The sequence below is a fragment of the Mesomycoplasma ovipneumoniae genome, assembly GCF_038095975.1.
Classification (GTDB): domain Bacteria; phylum Bacillota_I; class Bacilli_A; order Mycoplasmatales; family Metamycoplasmataceae; genus Mesomycoplasma; species Mesomycoplasma ovipneumoniae_C.
Map to the genome: position 1 here is coordinate 589,718 of NZ_CP146003.1, position 19,806 is coordinate 609,523.

The 19,806-nt window shown below is 28.3% G+C and carries 9 protein-coding genes; 4 read left to right on the forward strand and 5 right to left on the reverse strand.

Translation table 4 applies throughout. The features are described from left to right. Positions 1–91: 91 nt before the first annotated feature. From V3255_RS02160 to V3255_RS02175, 4 genes are read left to right on the forward strand one after another with little or no spacing between them, the layout of a single operon-like run. Positions 92–2,773 (forward strand): type I restriction-modification system subunit M, encoded by a 2,682-nt coding sequence (locus V3255_RS02160; RefSeq protein ID WP_333503844.1) that lies wholly within the window; start codon positions 92–94, stop codon positions 2,771–2,773. Then, the gene (locus V3255_RS02165) at positions 2,773–3,582 is read left to right on the forward strand and encodes a restriction endonuclease subunit S (RefSeq protein ID WP_341516208.1); all 810 of its coding nucleotides are present in this window, start codon (positions 2,773–2,775) and stop codon (positions 3,580–3,582) included. Before V3255_RS02160 ends, V3255_RS02165 begins: the two co-directional genes overlap by 1 nt. Further along, positions 3,546–3,932 carry a restriction endonuclease subunit S gene (locus tag V3255_RS02170; protein ID WP_333503842.1) on the forward strand — a complete coding sequence of 129 codons (387 nt, stop codon included), beginning with the start codon at positions 3,546–3,548 and terminating at the stop codon, positions 3,930–3,932. The genes V3255_RS02165 and V3255_RS02170 overlap by 37 nt, the downstream gene beginning before the upstream one ends. Positions 3,933–3,938: 6 nt before the next feature. Next, entirely contained in the window at positions 3,939–7,079 is a 3,141-nt protein-coding gene (locus V3255_RS02175) for an HsdR family type I site-specific deoxyribonuclease (RefSeq protein ID WP_333503841.1), read from the forward strand. A 682-nt stretch (positions 7,080–7,761) separates the two neighbouring features. Here the strand turns inward: V3255_RS02175 and V3255_RS02180 are convergent. From V3255_RS02180 to V3255_RS02200, 5 genes are all read right to left on the reverse strand, one after another. Next, positions 7,762–10,728, reverse strand: coding sequence for a P110/LppT family adhesin N-terminal domain (locus tag V3255_RS02180; RefSeq protein ID WP_333503942.1), 2,967 nt, complete (start codon positions 10,726–10,728; stop codon positions 7,762–7,764). A gap of 14 nt (positions 10,729–10,742) precedes the next feature. After that, entirely contained in the window at positions 10,743–14,393 is a 3,651-nt protein-coding gene (locus V3255_RS02185; protein WP_337903075.1) for a P97 family adhesin, read from the reverse strand. An 842-nt stretch (positions 14,394–15,235) separates the two neighbouring features. Then, entirely contained in the window at positions 15,236–16,864 is a 1,629-nt protein-coding gene (locus V3255_RS02190) for a hypothetical protein (protein ID WP_333503954.1), read from the reverse strand. Positions 16,865–16,995: 131 nt separating this feature from the next. Continuing rightward, entirely contained in the window at positions 16,996–17,547 is a 552-nt protein-coding gene (locus V3255_RS02195; protein ID WP_333503953.1) for a hypothetical protein, read from the reverse strand. Between the two features lie 126 nt (positions 17,548–17,673). Next, positions 17,674–19,449 (reverse strand): hypothetical protein, encoded by a 1,776-nt coding sequence (locus V3255_RS02200; RefSeq protein ID WP_333503952.1) that lies wholly within the window; start codon positions 19,447–19,449, stop codon positions 17,674–17,676. Positions 19,450–19,806 lie beyond the last annotated feature (357 nt).

Here is a 19,806-nt window from a genome sequence, read left to right on the forward strand (position 1 = left end):
ATTTGCAAAATGACATTTGTAAACTTTATGTGGAAAAAGTTATGAAAATTCCTTAATATGATATAATTTTTTTAATTTACAGGTGGTTTTTATGAGTAAAATAACTAAGCAGCAACTTGGTGCCAAAATTTGACATGGTGTCAACAGGTTGCGAAAAAATCTTGAGGCCTATGAATATAAGGACTATATTTTAGGTTTACTTTTATACAAATTTTTATGTCAAAAACAGACTGAATATTTAATTAGTCAGGAATTTGATAAGGATGATCTCTATCTTTTGGATGATCAATTGGACCGTAGTGATATTGACCTTGGAAATACTGGGGTCTTAAGTTGGGGAGTGGTTGATAGAAAAATAGAGTCATTGAAAGACAAAAATGGATTTTTTATCCAGCATCGGAATTTATTTGATTCTTGAGTCAAAAATAAACAAAAATTTGACATTAAAGCTTTTCAAGGTGCATTTAAGGATTTTAGTGATGGAGTTAATGAAATAGTTAATAAATCTAAAAAGTCTTCTCATGCTTCATTATTTAAAGGTTTATTTTCTAAATTTGAAACTGATTTGGCAAAACTTGCACCAAATGCCAAAGAACAAACTGAAGTCATTTCTCAACTTATTGACACTATCAACGAAATTCCAACCACTAGACAACAATACGATGTTCTAGGTTTTATTTATGAGTATTTAATTGCTCAATTTGCCTCAACTGCTGGAAAAAAAGCTGGCGAATTTTATACACCTCATGAGGTAAGTGACTTAATCTCACGAATAGTTGCATTTTATTTAAAAGACCGCAAAGATATTAGTATTTATGATCCAACAAGTGGTTCAGGTGGTCTGCTGTTAAACATTGGTCAAGAATTTAAAAAATATAGCGAAAGTTCAATCACTTATTATGCTCAAGAGATTAAAAACGAAACTTATAATTTAACAAGAATGAACTTAATTATGTCAAACATAAATTCCGATCAAATCTATGTTCGTAGAGGAGATACTTTGGAAGATGATTGACCTTTATTTGAAAATGAAGACACTAGCACATATCGATTGTTAACTGTCGATGCTGTTGTCTCAAATCCACCATATTCACAAAGATGAGAACCAAAAAATGCCGGCCATACAGAAAGATTTGAAGAATATGGAGAGCCGCCTGAAAACAAAGCAGACTATGCTTTTTTATTACATGACTTATACCACATAAAAAAAGACGGAATTGGTGCTGTTATTTTGCCTCACGGAGTTTTATTTCGGGGAGGTCGTGAAGGTCAAATTAGAAAAAAACTAGTTGAAAAAGGGCAAATCGACGCTATAATTGGGCTTCCAGGAAATATGTTTTATGGAACCGGAATTGAAACAGTTATTATCATTTTAAGAAAAGATCGTTTGAATAATGATATTCTTTTTGTTGATGCTTCAAATTTATTTGTTAAAGATGGCAAAAATAACCGCTTTGCTAAATCACATATCAAAAAAATTGCTGATATTGTTAACCATCGTCTTGAAACTGAAATTTCAAAAATAATTAGTTTTGAAGAAATAGAAAAAAATAATTTTAATTTAAATATTTCACGATATGTTGAACTAACTGGAAAAAAAGAAGAAGAACATGACCTATTTTCATTAGTTTTTGGTTCAATTAGCAAAAAAGAACTAAAACGTTTTGATAGTTTTTTCCTCAATTTTCCTAAAATCAAGGAAAAAATGTTTAAAGAAAACCAAGAAAACAGCGATTATTACGATTTGCTTTCGCAAGACTATATAAATATTATTTATAATAACAGTGATTTTCAAAATTATCTAGAATCATTTGAAACTAAAGTGCGTGACTTTATTAATTTTTTCAAAAGTAAGGTATCTGATATTAATTCAATTAAAAACATTAACTTAATTCAGCTAGAAAAAGATATAACTGAGTACATTTTTTCATCTTTAAAGTTTCCATTAATTGATACTTATGATGTTTACCAAATTATAATTGATAATTTTGAAAATGTCAAGGAAGATTTAGAACTTTTACGGGAAAATTTTTCTGATTCTGGTAGCCTAGATATCAAAGAATTTTTAAATGATCAAATTGAATCAGTTGATAGCGTTAATCAGAAAGAGAAAGATTCTCGTAGAATTAAGTCATGAAAATCTAAACTTTTTAGCAATGATTTAATTGAGCAAAAATTTTTCCCAGATGAATTTGCTCAATTAAATAAGGTTCAAGATCAAATTGATCAAATTGAGTCTGAAATAAAAGAGTTATACCAGATAATTAGTGACGAAGATAAAACTGATGAAATTTATAATGATGAGAAAAACACTTGAATTCAAAGTGGCATTAAAAAATTAGCTAAAACATTTAAGGATTCAAAAGAATCAAGAGAAAAAGATTCTTTTGAATCTTTAATAATTCAAATTAATGAAAAATATTCAGATATCGAAAAAGTAAAAAAAGATTTAACTAATTTAAAAAATGATTTAACTAATAATTCCTACAATCAATATTTGAATTTGAATGAAAAAGATTTTTATGATTTGTTAATTTCAAAATGATGAGAAAAGTTTATTCAAAACTTTAAGGAAAAAAGTGAAGAATTCGTTGATGAGCAAATCTCAGGAATATCCGAAATATTAAACAAATATAAGCACACTTTTGTTGATATTCAAAAGAAAGTTTCTGATTTAGAAACAAAAATGTCTACTTTTTTGGATGAGCTTGAGGGAAGTCCCGCAGACATGGAAGCTATTAAAAAATTGTCTAATATTTTGAAGGCAAATTAATGTCCAAAAATAAAAATATTCCTGAAATTAGAATAGAAGGATTTAATCAGCCTTGAGTTAAAAAAAGATTGGGCGATGCTTTAAAACACGAACAATCATGAAAATATATCGAGTCATCCACTAAATATTTTAATCATGGAATTCCCGTTTTAACTCCGGGAAAAACTTTTGTGCTTGGTTATGCAAAAGACACAAAAAATATTAAAAAAGCATCAGAAAATTCGCCAATAATTTTATTTGATGATTTTACAACTCAATCTCGGTTTATCGATTTTGATTTCAAAGTTAGAAGTTCTGCGCTTAAATTGTTAATCAATAAAAATCCAAAAGATAATCTTTACTTTCATTATTTAATTTTACAAAAAATTAAATACAATGTAAGACATCATGGTAGACATTGACTCCCTCTTTTTGTTAATTTTACATTTTTTCAACCAGACTGACCTGAACAGCAAAAAATTTCGCGACTTTTTGAGACACTTGAAAACTTAATTAATAAACTTGAAGAAAAAATTAGCCTTCTGAAAAATCTTAAAAATGGTTTTACTAATAAAATGTTTGCTAATTTTAGTTCAGATTTTCCTTCAATTAGATTCAAAGGTTTTAAATCAGCATGAATTACTGATCAAGTCAAAAATTTATTTGAGCTTTCCCGAGGAGAATCACTAACAAAAAGCCAAATAAAAACTAAGTCAGTAGAGAGAGAGAGAGAGAGAGAGACCGCGGATACATCTACCCGGTTTATTCATCGCAAACGGAAAATCATGGGATTTTGGGGTATTATAAAGAATTTTTGGCTGAAAATGTAATAACTTGGACTACCGCAGGTGTAAAGGCAGGAGTTGTTAATTTCCGAAAAGGAAAATTTTTTGCAACAGGTTCTTGTGGAATACTTACTTCAAAAAAATATCCTGAAAACGAATTTTTTGCCATTGTAATTGGATTTCAAACGAAAAAAAATGTCACAAATGGCATTATCCCTTCTCTAAAAATTATCGATATGGCTCAAATTGAGGTAAAATTCAGCCAAGACATTAGTGAACAACAAAAAATTTCGCAACTTTTTGAAACTTTTGACTCACTAATTCTTGCGTATGAGCAAAAAATTGCCTATTTTCAAAAAATTAAAAAAACTTTATTAAATGAAATGTTCATTTAGGTGCATATGAAAAATTTTAAAAGTGAAAAAGAATTTGAACAAGCAATAGTTGATAGATTAACAAGCCCAAAAAATGGCTGGCAAGGTTTTAGAGATGAATCTGGCTATAAAAATGGGTATAGTGTCATTTTGGAAAATGTCACAGAAGAAATTTTAGTAAAAAATTGGAAAGATATTTTGTTTCATAACAACAAAGACGTACTTAATAATGTTAGTCTTAGTAATGAAGAAATGGAACAAGTTATTGAAAAAATTGATAATTGCCCAAATTTTGTTGAAACAAATATACTACTAACTAATGAGTATATTTCCATTAAAAGATCAAATCCAGCGCTAGACCCGGAAAAAATTGGCCAAGAAGTACAACTAAAAATATTTTCAAAAAAAGATATCGGTATAGGAAATAACATTTACCAAATTGCGCGTCAAGTAACATTTAAGACAACAAAGAATGATGAAAAGCGTGCTGATTTAATGCTTTTATTTAACGGGATGCCTTTAATTCATATCGAATTAAAAAACCAATCTGAAAAAATTCAAAGTGCTATAACCCAAATTAAAAATTATGCCAAGAGTGGATTTTATAAAAGAATCTTCAAATTAGTACAAATTGTTGTGGCAATGAAACCTAATGAAATGTTGTATTTACCAAACACAAATGATATTGAAAATATTAATGATAAAAATTTTTTAAAATGAACTGACAAAAATAATCGTGCTATAAATGATTATTTAGAATTAATTGACAAATTTTTCAGTATTCCAATGGCTCATAAAATGATTGGCGACTATATAATCGCGGATAACAAGGAAAAAAATCTTAAGGTTTTAAGAAGTTATCAAGTTCATGCGGTTGAAGAAATAATTGGCAGACGATTGAAAAGGGATCTAAATTTTTCTAATAATTTGCATGAGTGCCAAAAAGGCGGGTATGTTTGGCACTCAACAGGATCAGGAAAAACGCTGACTAGTTTTAAATTGGCTACTCTCATTTTGGAAAAAGAGCTTAGTGATATTGTAATTTTTGTTGCTGATCGAATTGAACTTGTCACTCAGACATTAAAATCGTTTAATAACTTTAATTCTTCAGGAAAAATCGATGTTATTGAAGCAGAATCAACAGAAAATTTAATTGATCATCTTTCTACTGATTCTATAAGACAAAAATTAATTATAACTTCAATTCATAAACAATCACGGGTAACAAATGAAAATTTTAGTAAAAAGTTAAACAAAATTACAAAAAAGAAAAAAATATTCATTTTTGACGAAGCACATCGAACAACATTTGGTGATATGTTTACCAATATTCTCAAAAACATGACAAATTCAGTTATTTTTGGTTTCACAGGTACACCAATAATTGATATAAACGCTAAAAATAGGGTAAGTTCTGATGATCTCGGGGTAACTACCGAAGATAATTTTGGCCCAAGATTGCACAAATACACAATGGAAAATGCTATGGAAGATAAAAAAGTACTAGCATTTAGTTCAGAATACAGTTTTATGGAGCACTTGACTTCTACAACACTAGATTTAGTTCAAGAAAACGTTAAAAATAAAATCGGAATTACTGAATACCGTTCTAAATTTGGTAAAAATGATAAACAAATTATTGATCTCGAGGAGGAAATTTTCAAGAGATACGGTACAACTCATGAAAAACAATATAAAGAAGAGGTTGTTAAAAATATTTTAGAATGATGGCCTAATCGAAGTAATAAATATTTTTATTCTGCAATGCTAACTGTTGAATCAATCGAAAGTGCTATTAAATATTTTGAAATTTTTAGCAAACAAATTGAAGAACAAAAGCTAAATTTAAAAGTTACAGCACTTTTTGATCCTTCAATTGATTCATCTGTTGATTCGTCAAATAAATCGCGAGGATTGGACAAAAAAGAGGATATTGAAAAAATTTTACAACAGTACAACAAAGATTTTCGTCAGTCTTTTGATTATAATACACATAAAAAGTTTAAAAAAGATATTCAAGACAGATTAAAGAGGGATAATTTAACTAAGTTAGAAAATGGCAGTTTCGAAGGTCAATTAGATTTGTTAATTGTTGTTGACCAACTTTTAACAGGTTATGACTCAAAATACATAAACACGGTTTATTTTGATCGACTTCTTAAATACGAACATTTAATTCAGGCAATTTCAAGAACAAACCGCATTGAAAACAACGAAAATAAACCTTTTGGAAATATTATTTTTTATCACCGACCAATTTTTTTATATGAAAAGCTTACTGAAGCTTTAAAAGCTTATGCTTATGCCGATCCAAAAATGGCAGATCCAAAGAAAATTGAAGTATTTTACGAGGAAATTAACAAGAATTTTAGAAGTTTACAAAAACTTTTTAGCGATTGAAAGCATCCCGATTTTGAGAATGTACCTGAATCTATCGACCCAAATGATGCTAAAAAGTTTGTAGAATGTTTTATAAAAATTAAAAAAAGTTTAATTTGTGCCGAAATTCTCGGATTTAGCTGGAAAAAAAATAAAGAAAATGAGAAAATCTGATTAAATGAAGAGCAGTGAAAAAAGTTAAACGTGAGAATTGAGGATGTTCGAATTGAATATAACAACACCAATCCAAACAAAGAATATGATGAAGTTTTTAATGAATTAGACAATCTTCAACCAAGTGTTTTAAGAGAAAAAATCGATTCTTCATATATTCAAAGTTTGTTTTATGAGTCCAATAAGAAACTAACTTTAGAGGAATTTTTAGCGCTAGTTCAAGGCGAAATTACAAAATTTCTTAAAGTTGACCAGCCATTTGCTAGAGAATGTTTTATTGAAATGTATAATGATAATCGAGGCATTGATATTAATATTTGCGTTGATGAAAAACGGAGTGAAAATTCTGATAATGAAATAAATAAATTCGCTGAACAAATGAATATCGATAGTAAAAAACTTAAGAATTATATTAATGATAATAACACTGTTGATCACAACGACCGAATCGAGAGGTTAGTTGAAGGCAGACTAAATGAAGAAGTAAAAGAAAATATTATCAAAATAAAAAATTTAGCTAATACTGATGATAACAAAAATAAAATCAGAAAATACATCCATTATGACGTAGTTTCGGAATTTATCAAAGCCCAAAAAGATAAACTTAAACAATAAAAAAACTTAAATTTATTGTCTTATTATCTTAACAAAAACTATTTTGTAATATAAAAGTTAATAATGGGTCATTATTTTCTAGGATTACTGATGTACTAGAACTTCTTGTTTGTCAAGAGTTCTCAATAAATTAGCATAAACAGTAAAAAAATTGAGTATAGGTACTAAATTCGATTTTTTTCTTATCAAATTCGAGTGAAAAACTATTTAAAATTAGCCGATCATCTTGATTGATTTTAATTTTAATATCATCAAAAATCATAAAAAATACAACTACTATTTAAACTCAATGCAAATAGAAAACTCGTTTTTACTTACATTGAGCCTAAAAAAATATGTGAAGTTTTGAAAGAGCCATAATTAAAAGCCTTAAATTTGTAGATTTCTAAACGGTCAAATTTAAAGCATTCCATCATATTTAAAAATATAATGGATAATTCGCATTTGCTGATTTTTTATGCAAAAACATAACTAATTCCCCCTTAATTCAATATCAAAATTTATTAATTTATTCTTAGTGACTCTATTATAACAGAATTTTTTCCTAGACCAAACATTTTTTTTTTTTTTTGAAAAAGGTTAATTTCAAAATAATAAAAACCCCCTTTGGGTTAAAACTCAAAGGGGCAATTTATTTATTTAATTAAGTTTAATTAGGCTTTTTCAAAATTATTTAAATTTACTAGTTTAAATAAGCATCTACAAAAGATTCTAATGTTTTATCACGAGCAACTTTGACAGCATTTTCATCATCGCCAAAATCAGAATTTCTTACAACCGCAAAAGCCTTAATTAAAACTTTTGCTTTTGAATCTGGAAAAATTGGTTTTGGAAGACCTGAAGAATCAGTTTGTCCTGAATCATTAGGTTGTTGTGAAATCACTTCAGGATTAGGCCCAATCTGGAAATAATCAAGATTGTAGGTGTTAAATTTATTACGCGAAGGTTTTCCTTGTTCATCTTTGTTAAAAATAGTTTTTGAATAAACCTTGTCAAATTTAGGTCTTTGACTTGAAGATGAATATCCATTTACCTCTAAGGTTCCAGATCCATCACTTTCTTTGTTCATCGAAATCTCAACAACAATTGTCGATCCATCTTGAATAAACTGGGTGTCTGATTCAAAGTTATTTTTTTGGTTAAATTTTCTATAAAGTAGTGATCGATTTTGCAAAGTAATTGTTGTCTCATCACTGCTTTGCCGAGTTAGTTCGGCAAACTGATCAGGCTTAATTTCTTTTAGAACTTCAGGTGGTAAAATTAGGGCTTGTTGGGATCCAACAGGTTTGGCTTGATCACCGTCGCTTCCGTTGCCAAAATTAAATTTAAAGTCATAATCCATTCCTAAAATATATGCAAATTGTGGATTTGCATTTTTGATTTCTTGGGCTTCAGAAACAGATGGAGTGTTTGTTCCACTGTCAGATCCAGTGCCGTTTTGTCTTAAAAAAGATCCTTTTGCTTGAGTGTTTTTTACTCTTTGGACAAAAATTCCTTTACCATCTTTTGAAGAAACTAGGTAATGCTTGTTAAAATCGTTAATTCCACTAATTTTAAAAGCCAAAAAGAATGAACCTTTGTCAATATTAGTTGGATTTTGTGGGGTTGCTGTTGAACCTTGTGAACCTGAAGGAGATGCTGAACCTGCAGATCCTGAAGTCCCCGAATCAGCAGTTGCACTAGTTTGACTTGGTTGGAATTTTATTGTTTTTGTAATTGAATATCCGTCGTTTTCTTTAGTTATTTTCCCTTTAAATTTCAGTTCAGGACGACCAAAATCACTAAGAATTGACTCGCCATCATCTTGAAGAACAACATCATTTTTACCGTCAATAAAAACTAAAGGATTAAATTCGCGAGTAATATCATAAGCAGTTTTTTCACTAAAAATATTGGAAATAACTATTTTTGAATCAGCAAGACTTTGGCCGGTTTGTTTATCAATAAGACTAAAATTTAATTCAAGAGCTTTTGACAGCGGGGTTGAATTTAGTTCTAATTCAACATTTTGGGCATTGTTTTTTGCTAAAAGCAGTGTTTTTAGGATTGAAACTCCTAGTCCAAAAGATTTTTGACTGCCTGGACTTTCAGTTTGTTGACTATTTTCAGAATCAGGATTTTGGGGCTTAATTTCGGCATCTTTTTTGATTTGCTCTTGTAAATCTTTGGTAAATTGCTCGATTTCTTCGGGAGTTCCAGTTTTTCCTTTTTCTAAAAAGTAAGTATTAGCAGCAACTTTTTCAATAATTTTATCGTCTTCGTCTTCAGAGTTATTTTTAATTATATCAAAAATTTGACTAACATATAAATTAATTTGAGTTGCCGTGATTGTCGGACTATTTTCAGCTTTTTGAAATGAAAAATTAGTTGATTTTGCAAGACTTCCTTGGGCTTTTGCAATTTTGCGCTCTAGAGGTCTTAAATCAGGTTGGAAATCTATTTCTAAGTCAAAATTTGGGACTTTTAGTGCTAAATTTTGATTTTTTGTTGGACTAACCTTGACTAAAAAGCGAACTTGTTGGCTCTTTAAAAGTTCATCTTTTTCGGAGTCTTCAACTTTTTTCAAAGAAGGTATGATTTCTAGATCCCAAATGTCTCCATCACTTGCGCGGAATTTAAAAGATTTTAGGAAATTAGATTCAAAAAATGAACTAAAATTAAAGTCGCTATTTGCTTTTTGGTATAAAACTTCTGCTAAAGATTGATCTTTATTAATTAAATCGGCTTGAACTTGCGGTTTTAGTTTGAAAATATCTTGGCCACTTTGGGCAATAAAAACAGATAAGTCTTCAAAAATCTGGGACAAATTGGAGAGTCCTTGAATTGGAAGTTCAAAATTTGTCTTTGTTTTAGTGTCTAAATTTTGAATTTCTAAATTTAGACTTAAAGTTGCCTTTGAATCGTCAAGCTCTGAAAAACTAAGATTATTGTCTTTTAAAACAGGAGTGATAATTTGTTTTGAATTTAAAAAAGTAGGCAAATTTTGTCCGTTAATTAGGTTAAGTCCGATATTGTTTTCAATAAAAGCGCGCTCAAGTGCCCGAGCTGGACTTAAATTTTTCAAAAATTTTGAATAGGAGTCTTGAATTTTTGCTTTTAGTTCACTTGGAGTCACTAATTTTCTGGATTTTAATATTAGTGAAGATCTTTTTGTGTCAATGTCAAAATTCTCGAGCTGATTTGAGTCAGATTTTGTACTAAATCCGGTCAAATTAATTTTTTTGCTAACTGTTGCATTAGTTTTAGGATCGCTAACAAAAACTAAAACATCATTAATTGCGCTATTTTCAACTTTTACATCTTTTAAGTCAAAACTAATTTCAAAGCCGTTATTTTTTAGCTCATCAAAGTTAAAAACTGTCGCTAAATCCAAACTATATAAAGGATTTGTCGCTAATTCAAGCGCTGATTTTGCTGATAAATCACTAAAATTAGTTTGAATTTTGACCTTATCTAGCAGTCCAAAAACTTGTTGTTTATCAATTGAACTAGCAGAATCAAGTTTGAAATCTTTAGGTTTTTCAGCAACTTTTTCAAAATATGATTTATTATAACTATTAAATCCAAGGGCAATACCGACAACTGTTGAAGCAAAAATTGTCGTTCCTAAGCCAATTGTTATTATTTTAATATGCTTTTTTGCAATCATTTTAATTCCTTATTTTAACTTTGATCTGTACTTTCTGATGTTGAATCACTTGGAGTTTGACTCGTGCTAACTTGTTTAATTACAGTAATATTGAATTTTTTTGAATAACGATATTTTTCTTCTTTTGGTTGTTCGGTAGGTGGGGTAGCTGGAGATTGTTCCACTGCTGGAGCTGGGGAAGGTGTTGGACTTTCGGAAGCTAAAACTTGTTTTGTTTCAACAGTTTCAGAATCAGTTCATCCACTATTTTGTTGTTGACCGGTTTCGGCTTGACCTGAAGCAGTTCCACTATTTTCTTGTTGTTGATCGGTTGTGCCTTGATCTGAAGTGCTTCCATTATCACTTTTTTCTTGATCAGTTTGGGTTTGATCTGAACTTTCATCGTCTTTTTTTGGTTCTTGATCTGTTTTTTCTTCAGCAGTAAGTTGATCTAGATAAGATTCTGGAATTCCTACTTGAATTGTGATAAGTTTTTTATTTGGATCCTTTAAAATATCATCCTTAATTTCGATGTTAATTTTTAATTTAGGACTATCTTTTTCTGTTGAAGTAAATAAACTAGTAAAACTTTTGTTAAGAATTTGGCTAATTTCTGCGCCAAATTTTGGTAATTTTTGTGTAAGTTCGTCTTGTTTTTCTTGTTCTTCTTGTTTAGGTTCAACAGGGGTTTGAGTTTCGCTCTCACCTTCTGTTGTCGCAGCTTCTTGAGTTGGTTGTTCAACTTGAGGTTGTTCAGGCTCGCTAAAAAGATTTACGGTAACTTTTGGTTCTAAATTTTGTAAAGAAATACTAGAAACCAAAGCTGCTCGAACTGTAACACTTTCACCTGATCCGCCAGTAGTTGTGCCATTTTGATTAGTTAATTTATCAAAATCTTCGGCACTTAGGTGAATTGTTTGGTAAGAAACGGGAATTGCATCGATTATTTGGTCGAGTTTTTTGGTAACTTCGTTAATTTTTGCAGTTTTTTCGTCAATTGTTTTGAGTATTAGTGTGGTTTTTGGACTTTCAAAAAGTGGAGAACTAATTCTTCCAAATTCATCCTTTATTCCTAATTTGTAATAATAGTTAATAGCTTTATATTTTTTTGAAATATCTTCATTTTGGGAAGAAGAGTTTTGTTTTTTAATTTCCTCAAGATCACTCAGTGAAATTTCATCATTTGGCTCAAAAATAATTTCTGAATCTAGAAGAGCAATTTCTGACCAATTTTGATAATTATTTAGAATTCCTGCTTTGTAATAAAAAGCACTAATTACATCTGCTAAAGTTTCAAAATTAGCGATATTTTCGTCAATTTTTTCAAATTTTGCAATTTGATCATTTTTTTGGTCAAAAAGGTTTAGACTTGTCAATGATTCAAGAATTTTTTCATCATTTTTTAAAGTTGAAATTTTGGTTTTAACATCTTTAGGTAAAAATAATGTTGATACAAATCCTGAATTTTCAAGGTTGCTATATTGATTGTTAAAGCTAAATTTCTTAAAATTCCTTGAATTAAGTCTAACTTGTCTTGCACTTTCAAAAATTTTATTTCAATTAAAATTATAATCTCTGTCAAGATCAACAAAATTAAAAATTAGGCCTGATGTTTTTAAAAAATCAACAAATGCTTGAACTACAATTCTAGGATTTTGTTTTGCTAAAAATGAATAAAAAGCACCAGTTTCATTAGCATTTTGCAAAAATTCGGTGGAATCTAACGAAATTGTACCGGTTTTTTGCGCATGTAGTGAGTTATCGCTCTTAAAACTATTTGCATAGTCAAATGGGAAAATTAATGTCCCAGTTCAAGCTTTGATTAAACTTTCGTGATTTGAATAATTGTAATTATAACCACTTATAGTTCGAAGATGACGACTTAATTTTTCAAAATCATTATCTTGAATTAGTTGATCAATTTCCTTTTTACTATAAGGATTGTTAGAATCTAGTAAAAAGTATTTGTATTTTGGTTGTTTTTTGGTTTGAGTATTACCTTCAGCTTGGGTAGTAGATTCGGGTTGGGCTGTTGTGTCAGTTGCGTCTGTTGCTGTAGATTGGTCGGTTGTTGTAGATTCGGTGGAATTCTCTTCTTGTACAGCAACTTGTTTTGCATCCGATTCTTCATTTTCTTCAGTTTTTTTAACTTCAGGAAGCTGTTTTTTATCTTTAGCAGTTTCATCTTTTTTGAGCATTTTTAAATCAAAATTTTGATTTAAAAAAAGCAAATAGCGTCCATCGTCAATTTTTTGGTCGCTATTTTCATCAATAATGCTAAAGTTTTCTAGGTTAAGAACACCTAATTTTTCTTCAACTATTTCCGATGAGTCTTTACCATAAAATTTCTCAGAAATTTGAATTCTATAAGGTAATTTTAAGTGAAATTTACTGTCATTTTTAGAAATTTCAACATTAAAAGGATCAAAAACTAAATTAACACCTTCATTAGGTAATTTATTTGATGAATTTTTTAATCCAATATTCAAAGGTTTTTCTAAAACTTGATTGATTATTTGAACGATTTCTTTATTAATTTTTTTGTTTTTTATGTCAAAATTCGATAAGGTGAATTTTGTCTGTAATAAATTTAGAAAATCTAGAACACTAATATTGACTAATTTTTTAGATTCAGTATTTGATAACTCGATACTTTCTATTAAAGATTTTGAATTTGTAAATAATGAGTTTCCTTCATTGTCAACAATTCTAACTGGTTCAATTCAACTTTTAACTTCAGGAAAATCAAGTAGTTTTTGAGCTTCTAAACTAAATTCAGCTTTTAAAAATAGATTTAAAAAACCTCTACCATCAACAAAGGCATATTCATTTGTTAACTGATTTTTTTCAAAGGAAAAATTAAAGATTTTATTATTAGAATCAGGGATTAAATTTTCCTCACTATTATATAGATCAAATAAAATATGCTTGATTTGTGGTAATAATTTACTTATTTTATTTTCAAGTTCCTTTGAAGTGCGGGCTAAATTCAAAAAACTTGATATATCCTCAGCTCGCTTTAGAAAAATGTTGTCATTTAAAGTCGCCTGGTTATTTCCCGAATCAGCTGAGAATTCTTTGGTTGAGTTTTTATCTTTTAGACTAGAAAATTTAATCTGAAAAAGTTCGATAATTTTTTGTAACTTAGAGCTAAAATTTGAGCGTAAAAACTGTGATTTTTGCAAAAAACTAATTTCTTGAGAATAAATATCTGACTGCACAAAACTTTGGTCAGGTAGCTTTTGTTTAACTTGATATTTGATTTCAAAACTTCGACTATCATCATTTGCTGTAATATCAACGAATTTTAAGTGTGGTTTATGAATATCAACTTCATTAGTGAGATCAATTTTTTGGTTTAGATCATTTGTTTTTTGAAAAACATCAACAAGACGACTAAGATCGAGATCCTTTTGTTTGTTTCCATTTTCATCAAAAATTATGTTTTTTATACTATAATAATCATCATTAGCAGATAAATCGCCTAATTTAAATGAGACTAAGTTAATTTTTTTGGCAAAATTTTGAACATTTTCTCGCGGATTACCTGAATAAGAAATCCGAGTAGTTAAAACAGCGGTAGCTGTGAAAACCCCAATTCCAAAAAGACTAACTGCTATTCCCGTTTTTGACAAAATATTTTTTCTCAAAACATTAAATAGTGATTTTTGTTTAGGTTTACTCATAATCATATAATTATACCCCAAAGTAAAATTAAATCTATATTAATTTAAAAAATTAAGCCCAATTTTTGCATTAAAATCATGATGCAAAAATTGCTGATCATAAATTTTCTAATTTTTTCCCGAGTTTCACGATTTGATGAGCTAATCTTAAAAAATGTCTTGTTTTTCGCCTTTGTTAACTTTTTGGCAAAAGTTAATTACCTATTATAAAACAATGACAAAAATCAATTTATGATAAAACAACAAAAATCATAGAAAATATAACTACTATTTAAACTCAACGCAAAAAGAAAACTCATTTTTATTTGCATTGAGCCTAAAAAAACATATGAAGTTTTGAAAGAACAATAATTAAAAGCCTTAAATTTGTAGATTTCTAAACGGTCAAATTTAAGGCATTCCATCATATTTAAAAATATAATGGATAATTCGCATTTTCTGATTTTTTTATGGCAAAAACATAACTAATTCCCCCTTAATTCTAAAATCCAAATTTATTAATTATTCTTAAGTGTGACTCATTATAACATAATTTTTTCTTTGACCAAGCATTTTTTTTTTTTTTTTGCAAAGGGTTACTTTTAAAATAATAAAAATTAAGATTTTAGCTCAAAAAACCCGATTTACGGGCATTTTTGTGTATTTGTATTCACTAAAAAGTGAATTTTTGCCTTCAAACTGTCAAACTCGGGGGTTTTTATATCGGCTAAATTATTTACTCAGCTCTTAAAAAAATAAATAGGCACAAAAAATTCAGCAACTTTTGCAAATAAACAAAATATTTATTTTTGAATAAACAAAAATAAAGAATCTAAAATTTTAAAAAAAAGAATTTAAAATGTTTAGTATCAAAGTTTTTCATCATCAAAAAGATCAGCATGCATTTTCTCATCATCGCGAGATTTCTCGCTGTACTCACTGCGAAAATCTGTTTTATCAATCTCTTTAAAATAGTTATTTTTTTCTCAATAATTTAAAGAAAAATCAAAGTGTCTTTCTAAAATCAATTTCTTTTCTTGTTGGTTATATAAAATCGAATTTTCTACAAAATCATCAAAATACTCAAATTCATGAGTTGTGTCTTCTTGATATTTTTTAATTGCATCACGATATAAAATTAGTTCTTCCATAGAAGATTCAATTACATTTTTATTTAAATAATTTGATTTTGATGGGGAAGAAAAAACAAACTGCGGATCTTGGTTATTTCGCAAAAAAATATCTTGTTCAAGTTTGACTAATTTTTGTTTAAAATAATATTTTAAAATTTTATATTTGCCTTGAAAAATATCGTCATATAAATTTGAATGGCCAACTCAGTAATAAATTTTTTGCCCGTCAACATACAGTAAAATGAAATTTTTTAGCGAAATGGGTGAAATTCAACCAGTGTTGGTGCTATAAGCAGAACGATAATACGGTTTAAACCAAAAAACTGGCTTTTTTGAGTCAAATTGGGAAATTATTTCATCAAAAAGGCCATATTCTTGCCCGCCAAAGTAAAAAATTTGGAAATTTTGCGGTTTTAGTTTTGCCCAACTTGGCAAAATAAAATAATCAGGTTCAGCAAGATTGACATTCTCAGTGTCCATATGATATCTAGGACCAAATAAAATTTGCAACAAATAGATAAATTCAATTTTATTTGTTCATTTATTCAAATTATCATAATAAAATTGACCTAATTTATCAAAAAGGTTGATGCAAAATTTTCGATATTCAAGACCGAATTTATCAAATCAACTAAGAATAAATTTATCCCGATTTTCAATGTTTAGATCAAGCCTTTTAATCCCGTATTTTTCAAATTTTTTAAGCAAATTTTCATAAGTTTCAAAAGTAAATACATTTTGAATTGGTTCAATTCGGGTTTTTTCGCCAAAATTATAATTCTCTTTTAACAACAAATTGTAGATATTTTCTACGTTTTGTCCTAAATATTGTTTGTTTATATCTACAAATTTTGAATTATATTCATATCTTTTTGATAAAAAATCAAAGATTTTTTCACGATAATTTCATAAATTTTTTGGCTTTGCATAAGGGATACTTTCTTTGATTTCCTTAATTATCAGATTCTCAATTTTTTTTAGTTCATCTTTTGATTTGAACATTTTTTGAAAAACTGCAGGAAAGGAAATCGAAAACTCACATTTTTCAGTGTCACCAAAATTTTCGAAAGCGACGATTAGTACTCTAAAATCTTTAGTCTCATAGGGAGTGTCCGAAAAATAGGGTTCTCATTTATACTCATCACTTAGATTTTCTTTGTTTCGACAATAATCCTCATCAGTTCATCTACGGGACAAACACCTAATTTCATCATAAAAATCAAAGTCTTTTAATTTTTTTAAAAAAAAGACTGTTTTTGGGATATCTTCTAGTCTTAAATTATAAATATATTCATCACGTTTGTAATCTATGCCAATAATAGACTCAATTGGATTATCTACAACCGCGCAAGAATCCATGACATAAACTCATAAAAAGTCTGGAATTGTTCCATATTCATTATTACAATCATTGTGAAAATCTTCATCAGAAAATATCCGTTCAATTAAGCAATGACTTTTAATATCAATTTCTAAATATTTTAGTTCTTTTAATTGTTTTTTTTGATTTGGACTTCAAATCTATTTGGTATTACATATAAAAAATGTACCTTTTCTACATTTAACATTTTATCCCTATCTACACGTTTCTTTTTAAGTCTTACTCTTCTTACATGATAACTTGGGAAAAAAATTTTTGTATATGATTTTGGATTAGATTGTTTATCAGGAATCTCAAAAGCGTTTTTAGGGTCGGTTCAATCAATAGAATCATGAGCAAGTCCACTTCCGGTAACAAAAGGACCTTTAGTAAAACCGGGATCTTTATTTAAATTATTATTTGATAATGCTAGCCATCAGTTTCCTACAATCAAATTTGCTGTATCTCTTGTTTTTTCAGCCAAATTTCACATAACTAATCAATTAAATGAATAAAAATCAATAGGTGATTTTAATTTTTCTTCCATATTTTCGCGGTCTCTTTTATTTTTATTGATTTTAGCTTTTACCGAACTAGGCAGAAAAGTACCAATAACAATTTGGGTTAATTTTGATTGGGCTAGCAAACTTCCAACCGCTCAAAGTCAGGCACATTTTTCCAAATAAACATAAATTCAACTGACAAAATTGCATTTTTTAAATAAATAAGAATTTAAAAAATGCAAGTTAAGAATTTTAAAAATAAACTTAAATCTTTTATCTTTAAATTCAGTAATTAACAAAAAGATCTACGATTCCCCTTCTATCTCAATAAATTTTTTGCTTTTATAACCGCGAAAATCTACTCTTGCAATTTCATTATAATATTCAGTCCTATCATCATTATCTCAAGAAAAGAGAAGGTGTTGTTGTAAAATTAATTCTTTTTCTTGTTGGGTATATAAATTAGTATTTTCTAGAAAGCGTCTAAAAAACCCAAATTCATGGTCTATTTCTTTTAGATATTTATTCAACGCATCCCGATATAAAATTAATTCTTCCATAGATGATTCCATCACATTTTTATCTAAATCGATTTGCCTTGGCGATCTAGAAACATAGAACTCCGGATCCTTCCCATCACGCAGAAAAATATCTTGTTCAAGTTTGACCAATTTTTGTTTGAAATAATATTTTAAAATTTCGTATTTACCTTGATAAATATTATTATATAAATTTGAATGACCAAATCAGTAATAAATTTTTTGACCATCAACATTCAATAAAATGAAATTTTTTAATGCAATTGGCAAGATTCATGCATCGCCAGCCCCATAGGCGGAGTAGTAATATGGTTGAAATCAAAAAACTGGCTTTTTTGAGTCAAATTGGGAAATTATTTCATCAAAAAGGCCATATTCTTGTCCACCAAAGTAAAAAATTTCGAAATTTTCAAGTTTTAATTTTGCTCAGCTTGGCAAAATAAAAAAATCAGGTTCAGTAGGATAATAAAAATCTCAATCTTCAACTCAATATTTAGGGCCAAATAAAATTTGCAACAAATAGATTAATTCGATTTTATTTGTCCAATTATTCGCATGATCATAATAATTTTTTCCGTCTTCACCAAAAAGTTTGATGCAATATTCGCGATATTCCGGACCAAATTTATCAAATCAACTAAGAATAAATTTATCACGATTTTCAATATTTAAGTTAAGTTTTTTGATCCCGTATTTTTCAAATTTTTTAAGCAAATTTTCATAAGTTTCAAAAGTAAATACATTTTGAATTGGATCAATTTGCGTTTTATCACCAAAATTATAATTCTCTTTTAATAACAAATTGTAGATATTTTCTACATTTTGTCCTAAATATGCTTTATTTATGTCTAGAAATTCTGAGTTATATTCATATCTATTTGATAAAAAATCAAAGATTTTTTCGTGGTAATTTGCTAAATTTTTCGGCTTTGCATAAGGAACACTTTCCTGAATTTCCTTAATAATTAAAGCTTCAATTTCTCTCAATCTGCTTCTTGATTTAAATATTTTTCAAAAATAAGCAGGATAAGAAATTGAAAATTCGCATTTTTCAATATCATCAAGGTTTTCAAATACAACAACAACTTTTTTAAAAGCTTTACCATCGCGTAAAGCAGATGCGGAATAAAGATCAGATTTATAAACAACATTTTCTTCTTCGTTTATTTCACAATATTCAATGTGGTGGCAGTCGCCAATTAAACACTTAATATCGTTATGAAAATGAAAATCTTTGAGTTTTTTGGAAAAAAACGCACTTTTCGGGATATCTTCTAGTTTTAAATTATAAACATAATCTTCTTGTTTATAATTTAAACTAATAATTCTTTCAATTGGATTAGGATCGAAGATGTTATCATAAAGATAATTGGATAAAAAATTTGTAAATGGATAATTATTATAATAACAATCAGAAGTTAAATCAACATCATCCTTAGTCATATTGCCAACTGAACAACGACTTTTAATGTTAATTTCTATATATTTTAGTTTAATTAATTGTTTTTTTGCCTTAGTTACTAAATCTAATTGCTTCTCCATATAAAAAATGCACCTTTTCAACATTTAACATTTTTTCTCTTGGTATAAATTCCCTCTTTCCGAATTTTCGCTTTATCATTCTTGCTCTCCTTACATGATAACTGGGAAAATATATTTTTACGTATGATTGGCGATTATCGGTTAGATTTTGTGAGTGTTTTAAACTAAAAAAGTAGTTTAAAAATTTCATAATTTTGCTTTTTAAGTTAAAATTTTATCTTTCTTAGTTAAAACACTAGCAAAAATTAAGACAGAGGGTTGAATTTAACACTTCAAAGCAGCATTTTTGCAAGTAAACATAAATTCAACTATCAAAATTGCTATTTTTAAATAGATAAAAATGAAAAACAAGTTAAG